This window comes from Streptomyces humi, assembly GCF_001005085.2.
In the GTDB taxonomy this organism is placed as follows: domain Bacteria; phylum Actinomycetota; class Actinomycetes; order Streptomycetales; family Streptomycetaceae; genus Streptomyces; species Streptomyces humi.
This window is the reverse complement of record NZ_LBMU02000045.1, coordinates 119,857-126,586: the sequence shown is the minus strand read 5'-3', so window position 1 is coordinate 126,586 and position 6,730 is coordinate 119,857. Positions and strand designations below refer to the sequence as shown.

Genomic DNA, 6,730 nt, shown 5'->3' with positions numbered 1-6,730 from the left:
CGACCGACTGATCCAAACGAAACTGCCTAGACCCTGGCGACGCTCAAGGCCAAGCACAGGAACAACCTGCCACCGGCGCGCGCCACCGGTGGACGGCTGTGCAACGCGCATTGCGTGGTCCTTGTCTCCGTGCGATCGCCCGGCCCAAAACCAGCGGCGTACGAGAAGAGCAGAACACCGAACCAGCAGTCGCTCTGGGCGTAGATCATGTGACTCATGGATCTCGAAGGAATCGCGGCGTTGACTGCGGCTGCCGTCGCAGTTGTCGGCATCCCGGCATCGCTCGTCATGGGACGTTGGCAGTTGAAGGGGGCGCTGCGCGGAGCGGAGGAGACCGCTCGCGCCGGTCAGGCTCAGGCGGACGCGAGCTACCGGGCCGCGCTGGATGGCGCGCGAGCACAGGGTCACAACGACCACCTTCAGTGGCGGCGCGGCGTCCAGCGGGAGGCCTATGCAGCCTTCTTGCAATCGGTCCTCAGCTACACCGATGGCGCCAAGAACGATCTCTCCCGCGCCTCCGGGCAGGAGGAGACCCTCGCTTGTATCGCCGCGTTGAGGGGTCTGGAGACGGACATGTCGCACAGAGGTTGGGTGGTGCGGCTGGAAGGTCCTGACGATGTCGCGCAGGCGGCCGTCACCCTTCGGCACTCCGCCACTCTGCTGGCATTGGTGTACGAACAGCACGCACGCCGGATGGCCGCGATGCACGAGATCGATGCCCGTGCTCATGTTCACCGGCGAGAGGTGACGCGCATCTGGGAGTTGATCCCCGTCGCCACGGGATTTTGGCGCACCATTGGCACCCCGGAGATGGAAGCCGGCTCGGAGGCGGTGTTGCAGGAGCTGCGAGATCTGTTCAGCACCTGCGAGCTACCGGGAGGAATGCTGGCCACGCTCTGCCAGCCGTCCGAGCGGGCGCCTGTCGACGTCCCTACGTTTGACGAGGCGATCACCGGCTTCATCCATGCGGCACGTATCGCGCTGCACCCCGCAGAGCCAACTGCCCCTTGAACGCGCGGTACCGCCTACTCGCGTCTCGGTTCCAAGTCGCGTACCGCCAGGCGGCACATGGCAACTTCCGCAACTGGTCCCGGCTAACCGCCCGAACAGGCTGGGCATTTGAGTGCCCACCCAGCCACCTGCTCGCCGTCCGGGACGCGTTGTGTCGTGGCAATGAGAGGTGGTTCAACCGTTCGTGTGGGGGCATACGGCGCGTCGGAACGGTGGACTGACGGCCTGGACATCCAGCCCTTGTCCTTGGGTGTTTCGGCCGGGTCGGGGGTGTGGGTGCCGGATGACGGGGTGATGCCGCGGGCCGCTACCGGTCGGCCAGGAGGAAGTCCTCCAGGATCTCGGCGAATCGTGCCGGCTGTTCCTCGGCCGGGTAGTGGCCGCAGTCGTCGAGGACTACTTCCGTGACGTCGTCGGCAGCCAGCCTCATCGTCTGGGCGGCACCGGCGCCGCTCCACAGCGCGCCGCCGACGGCGAGTACCGGCAGGGTCAGCCGGGTCCTGCTGCGCCGCTCGTTCTGCGCGATCGTCTCGTCCAACGCCCGGTAGTAGGCGAAGCTCGCTCGCAGCGCGCGAGGATCCGTGGTGATCGCGTCGACGTAGACGTCGACGGCGTACTCGGGGATCGCGGTCCGCGTGGCGGCCTTGGTGGCGAACTGCCAGCCGAAGAAGAGCCGCTCCCGTCCCCGGACCAGTTCCTCGTTGAGGTCGGTGAGCCGGTTGAAGCCGAACTGCCAGAGCTTCAGGCTGGCCGCGGCCGGGCCGAAGAACGGCGGGGACGGCGTGAGTCCGGGGATCAGTGCTTCGAGGATGGCGAGCCGGCCCACCCGCTCGGGGTGATCGGCGGCGAGGGCGTATCCGGTCCACGTGCCGATGTCGTGGCCGACCACGTCGAACCGATCGTGCCCGAGCGCGGCCATCAAGGCGACCAGATCGGCGGCCAGCGTGCCGGCGTCGTACCCGTCGTCGGGCTTGTCGGACAGCCCGGCTCCGCGCGAGTCGACGGCGACGACGGTGTGCCGGCGGGCGAGCGCGGGCATCACCTCCCGCCAGGCGTACCAGGTCTGGGGCCACCCGCCGATCAGGAGCAGCGCCGGGCCGTCCCCACCGGTGACCGCGTGCAGTCGCAGCCCGTTCACCTCTACGAGCTGGCTGGTGAAGACGTCGAGGAATCCGTCAGGCAGCCGCAACGAACTCAAGGTTGTCATGCGGCGACCATACCCATCTTTGAACGATCGGTACAAGATGTGTAGGCTGACGGACCATGGCAGGCCGCAAGCAATTCGACGTGGACGAGGCGCTACGACGCGCGATGCTCGTCTTCTGGCGCTGGGGTTATTCGGAGGCCTCGATCGATCGCCTGACCGAGGGCACGGGCCTGGGCCGGGGCTCGCTCTACGGCACCTTCGGCGACAAGAGCGCCCTCTTCCGGAAAAGCCTCCAACGGTACGCGCAGACCTACCACCCGCTGTACGAACAGGCACTGTCCGGCGCCCACCCGAGCCCGAGCGCCGTTGTGGCCGCCTTCCTCCAGGTCTCGCTGAACCGAATCGCCGACCCGGCGGTCCCGGATGGCTGCCTGCTCACGGTGTCGGCAACACAGTTCCCGGCGCTTGACGCGGAGGGCCGGGCGCTGGTCCGCGCCATGATCGACGGTTTGCGGGCGAGGCTGGAGCAGGCGTTGCTGGCGGCGGGGGCCGGTGAGCAGGAGGCTGCCGAGCTGGCGTTGTGCACGCTGGCAACGAACAAATCTCTGGCGGTGCTCAGCCGTGCCGGCTTCTCGGGCGAAGACCTTGCAACTGTCGCCGCAGTCGCCGCTAAGAGTGGCTCGGCTGTGCTGAATCGACCGGCCGAACCGTCGGGGCCGCGATAGGCGGGAACGACTCCGCAGCGACCTTGGTGCAGCCGGCGGCTCGCCAGGAAGCGCCTCGGCCAGCCCTCATCGGGGCTGGCCGACCTCAATCCGCACGATGGGCCACAGATGTGCAACATCGCGCCGACACCATGATCGTCATGCACTTCGAACCCGGACACGTACTCCACTGCGACCTGTACGCGGCGGCCACCTGAGCACCAGGACCCCCGTACGGGCCGTCGAATCCGGCCCCGGCGGGCTGCTGTTGTGGCTCGCCGTCGGGCCGCCGATCTCGCTGCCCTCGGGCGGGCAGCTGCGGGACACACTGCCGGAGGAGCGGCCGGCGACAGGGTTTCCGTCGGAGGTCGGGCACCGGGGTCGGGGCAACGCCCCCATCTACTGGTTGCCTCGGTGGTGACGGCGGGAATGCGCGACGGGCCACGACTGGCGGCTTGAGCGCGATCTCGGCAGCGGGTCTTTCGTCGGCAGGCGGCTGACGTGGCCTTTGACGGGGCGTTCGGAGACCGCGAGGTGTCTGGTGACTTCGTCGCCGCGGCCCAGGTCGTGGGCGTGATCGGTGCGGCGGTCAGGCGTCGAGGGATCCGTGCCGCCCCGACCGGCGCGTCTCGGAGGCCGGCCCGCTCGCCGGGGTGGTATCGCGGGGGCTGGTTGCCTCGCCATGGCTGTTCCGGTCGCCCTCGGCCGTACCGCTCGCCGGAACACCCCCGCGAAGCACGCCCACCCTCTCGTGACGCTCGTCTGACCCACCCCGCGGTCTTCTGTCCCGCTACACCTCCCGCTGTCGTTGCCCGCACCCGTCTGACCTTTCTGTGCAGTCCCCCGGAAGACCCTGACAAAGCCCTGAACCGGCCTCCCTTGAACGCGATCCCCGCGCCCAGGAGGCTTGAAGCCGCGGGTCAGCGTGGGCATGTGGGAGAAGCGGCACGCGACATGCCTGCTGTTATGTCATGGTCATTACACACGGGGAGTAGGTGCGCATGCACAGCACATTGATCGTCGCCAGGCTGGAACCGGGCGCGAGCGCCCACGTGGCCGGCCTGTTCGCCGAATTCGACGCGACCGAGATGCCGCACAGGATGGGGACCAGGCGGCGCCAGCTCTTTCACTATCGGGGGCTGTACTTCCACCTCCAGGACTTCGACGAGGACAACGGGGGAGAGCTGATCGAGGCGGCGAAGACCGACCCCCGGTTCATCGGGATCAGCAACGACCTGAAGCCGTTCATCGAGGCGTACGACCCGGCGACGTGGCGCTCACCGGCGGACGCGATGGCGAAGCGGTTCTATGCGTGGGAGGCGTCCGCGTGAGCGCGCGTCGCGTCGTCATCACGGGGCTCGAGGTGCTGGCGCCGGGTGGCGTGGGCGCCAAGAACTTCTGGAGCCTCCTGAGTGAGGGACGTACGGCGACTCGGGGAATCACCTTCTTCGACCCCGCGCCGTTCCGCTCCCGCGTCGCCGCCGAGATCGACTTCGATCCGTACGAGCACGGCCTCACCCCGCAGGAGGTGCGCCGGATGGACCGGGCCGCCCAGTTCGCGGTGGTCGCGGCGCGCGGCGCGGTCGCGGACAGCGGGATCGAGTTCGCCGGCCTCGACCCTTACCGCACCGGCGTCACCATCGGGAGCGCGGTCGGCGCCACGATGGGCCTGGACGAGGAGTACCGCGTCGTCAGCGACGGCGGCCGGCTCGCCCTCGTCGACCACGCGTACGCGGCACCACACCTCTACGACCACCTGGTGCCCAGTTCCTTCGCCACCGAGGTCGCCTGGGCGGTCGGCGCCGAGGGCCCCGCCACCGTGGTGTCCACCGGGTGCACCTCGGGCATCGACTCCGTCGGGTATGCCGCCGAGTTGATCCGTGAGGGAGCGGTGGACATCATGATCGCAGGCTCGTCGGACGCGCCGATCTCCCCGATCACCATGGCCTGCTTCGACGCGATCAAGGCCACCACTCCTCGTCACGACGACCCGGCCCACGCCTCCCGCCCGTTCGACGGCACCCGCAACGGGTTCGTGCTCGGCGAGGGCGCGGCCGTGTTCGTGCTGGAGGAACTCGACAGCGCCCGCAGGCGCGGCGCACACATCTACGCGGAGATCGCCGGGTACGCGACCCGCTCGAACGCCTACCACATGACCGGACTGCGCCCCGACGGCGCGGAGATGGCCGAGGCGATCCGGGTCGCCCTCGACGAGGCGCGGCTGCCCGGCGAGGCCGTCGACTACATCAACGCGCACGGCTCGGGCACGAAACAGAACGACCGCCACGAGACGGCCGCGTTCAAACGCAGCCTCGGCGCACACGCCTACCGCACCCCGGTCAGCTCGATCAAGTCGATGGTGGGCCACTCCCTGGGCGCGATCGGCTCCATCGAGATCGCCGCTTCGGTCCTGGCCATGGAGTACGACGTCGTCCCGCCGACCGCCAACCTCCACACCCCCGACCCCGAGTGCGACCTCGACTACGTGCCGCTCGATGCCCGCGACCAGCTCGTCGACACGGTGCTCACCGTCGGCAGCGGGTTCGGCGGGTTCCAGAGCGCGATGGTGCTGGCCGAGCCGGAAAGGAAGCAGGTGTGAGTACGGCGACCGTCGTGGTGACCGGCCTCGGCGTCGCCTCGCCGACCGGGCTCGGGACAGGCGAGCACTGGGCGGCCACGCTGGAGGGCCGCAGCGGCATCCGCCGCCTCACCCGCTTCGACCCCTCCGGCTACCCGGCGAAACTCGCCGGTGAGATCACCGGGTTCACCGCCGAGGAGCACCTCCCGGGCCGGCTCATCCCGCAGACCGACCGGATGACCCGGCTCGCCCTCGCCGCCGCCGACTGGGCCCTGGCCGATGCGGGCGTACGCCCCGACGAACTGGCCTCCTTCGACATGGGCGTGGTCACCGCGAGCGCGTCCGGCGGCTTCGAGTTCGGCCAGAACGAGCTGCGCAAGCTGTGGAGCCAGGGCAGCCAGTACGTGTCCGCGTACCAGTCCTTCGCCTGGTTCTACGCCGTCAACAGCGGCCAGATCTCCATCCGCAACGGCATGAAGGGCCCCAGCGGCGTCGTCGTCAGCGACCAGGCCGGCGGCCTCGACGCGGTCGCCCAGGCCCGTCGGCTGATCCGCAAGGGCACCCGTCTTGTCGTCTCCGGAGGCGTCGACGCCTCCCTGTGCCCCTGGGGCTGGGTCGCGCAGCTCGCCGGCGGTCGGCTCAGCACCAGCGAGGACCCCGCCCGCGCCTACCTTCCCTTCGACCGCGACGCCTGCGGCTATGTGCCCGGCGAGGGCGGCGCGATCCTGATCCTGGAGGCCGCCGAGGCCGCCCGTGAACGAGGCGCGCACTCCTACGGCGAGATCGCCGGCTACGGCGCCACCTTCGACCCCAGGCCCGGCAGCGGGCGTCCGTCCGGTCTGCGCAAGGCCGTCGAACTCGCCCTCGCCGACGCGGGCGCCCAACCCGCCGACGTAGATGTCGTGTTCGCCGACGCCGCCGGCGACCTCGACCTCGACCGTGCCGAGGCCGACGCGCTCGTCCAGGTCTTCGGCGCGCGCGGCGTCCCGGTCAGCTGCCCCAAGACGATGACCGGCCGCCTCTACTCGGGCGCCGCCCCCCTCGACCTGGCCACCGCCCTGCTCGCCCTGCGCGACGGGATCGTCCCCGCCACCGTCAACGTCAAGCTCTCCCCCGAGTACGACATAGACGTCGTCGTCGACCAGCCGCGCCACCTCGGACTGCGCACCGCACTGGTCCTGGCCCGGGGATACGGCGGCTTCAACTCCGCCCTCGTCCTGCGGGCGCCCGCGCCGCGCTGACCGCCCCGCCCAGAAGGACCCTCTCCCCGCTTGCGCCCCTCATTCAGCC

The 6,730-nt window shown here is 69.9% G+C and carries 6 protein-coding genes; 5 read left to right on the top strand and 1 reads right to left on the bottom strand.

The window, feature by feature from the left end:
• Window positions 1-216 precede the first annotated feature (216 nt).
• Window positions 217-1,011, top strand: coding sequence for a hypothetical protein (locus AAW13_RS21330; RefSeq protein WP_046729395.1), 795 nt, complete (start codon window positions 217-219; stop codon window positions 1,009-1,011).
• Window positions 1,012-1,318: 307 nt separating this feature from the next.
• Here AAW13_RS21330 and AAW13_RS21325 read toward each other — a convergent pair whose 3' ends face one another.
• Window positions 1,319-2,218 carry an alpha/beta fold hydrolase gene (locus tag AAW13_RS21325; RefSeq protein WP_046729396.1) on the bottom strand — a complete coding sequence of 300 codons (900 nt, stop codon included), beginning with the start codon at window positions 2,216-2,218 and terminating at the stop codon, window positions 1,319-1,321.
• Window positions 2,219-2,274: 56 nt separating this feature from the next.
• On the opposite strand from AAW13_RS21325, the gene AAW13_RS21320 reads away from it, so the two are divergent.
• The 4 genes from AAW13_RS21320 (at window position 2,275) to AAW13_RS21305 (ending at window position 6,681) form a co-directional block, all read left to right on the top strand.
• Entirely contained in the window at window positions 2,275-2,883 is a 609-nt protein-coding gene (locus AAW13_RS21320; protein ID WP_046729397.1) for a TetR/AcrR family transcriptional regulator, read from the top strand.
• A gap of 980 nt (window positions 2,884-3,863) precedes the next feature.
• Window positions 3,864-4,193, top strand: coding sequence for a TcmI family type II polyketide cyclase (locus tag AAW13_RS21315; protein ID WP_046729398.1), 330 nt, complete (start codon window positions 3,864-3,866; stop codon window positions 4,191-4,193).
• On the top strand, window positions 4,190-5,461 hold the full coding sequence (locus AAW13_RS21310; RefSeq protein ID WP_046729399.1) for a beta-ketoacyl-[acyl-carrier-protein] synthase family protein: 1,272 nt from the start codon (window positions 4,190-4,192) through the stop codon (window positions 5,459-5,461). Before AAW13_RS21315 ends, AAW13_RS21310 begins: the two co-directional genes overlap by 4 nt.
• Window positions 5,458-6,681, top strand: a complete 1,224-nt coding sequence (locus AAW13_RS21305; protein ID WP_046729400.1) for a ketosynthase chain-length factor — start codon at window positions 5,458-5,460, stop codon at window positions 6,679-6,681. Before AAW13_RS21310 ends, AAW13_RS21305 begins: the two co-directional genes overlap by 4 nt.
• The last annotated feature ends 49 nt before the right edge of the window (window positions 6,682-6,730 follow it).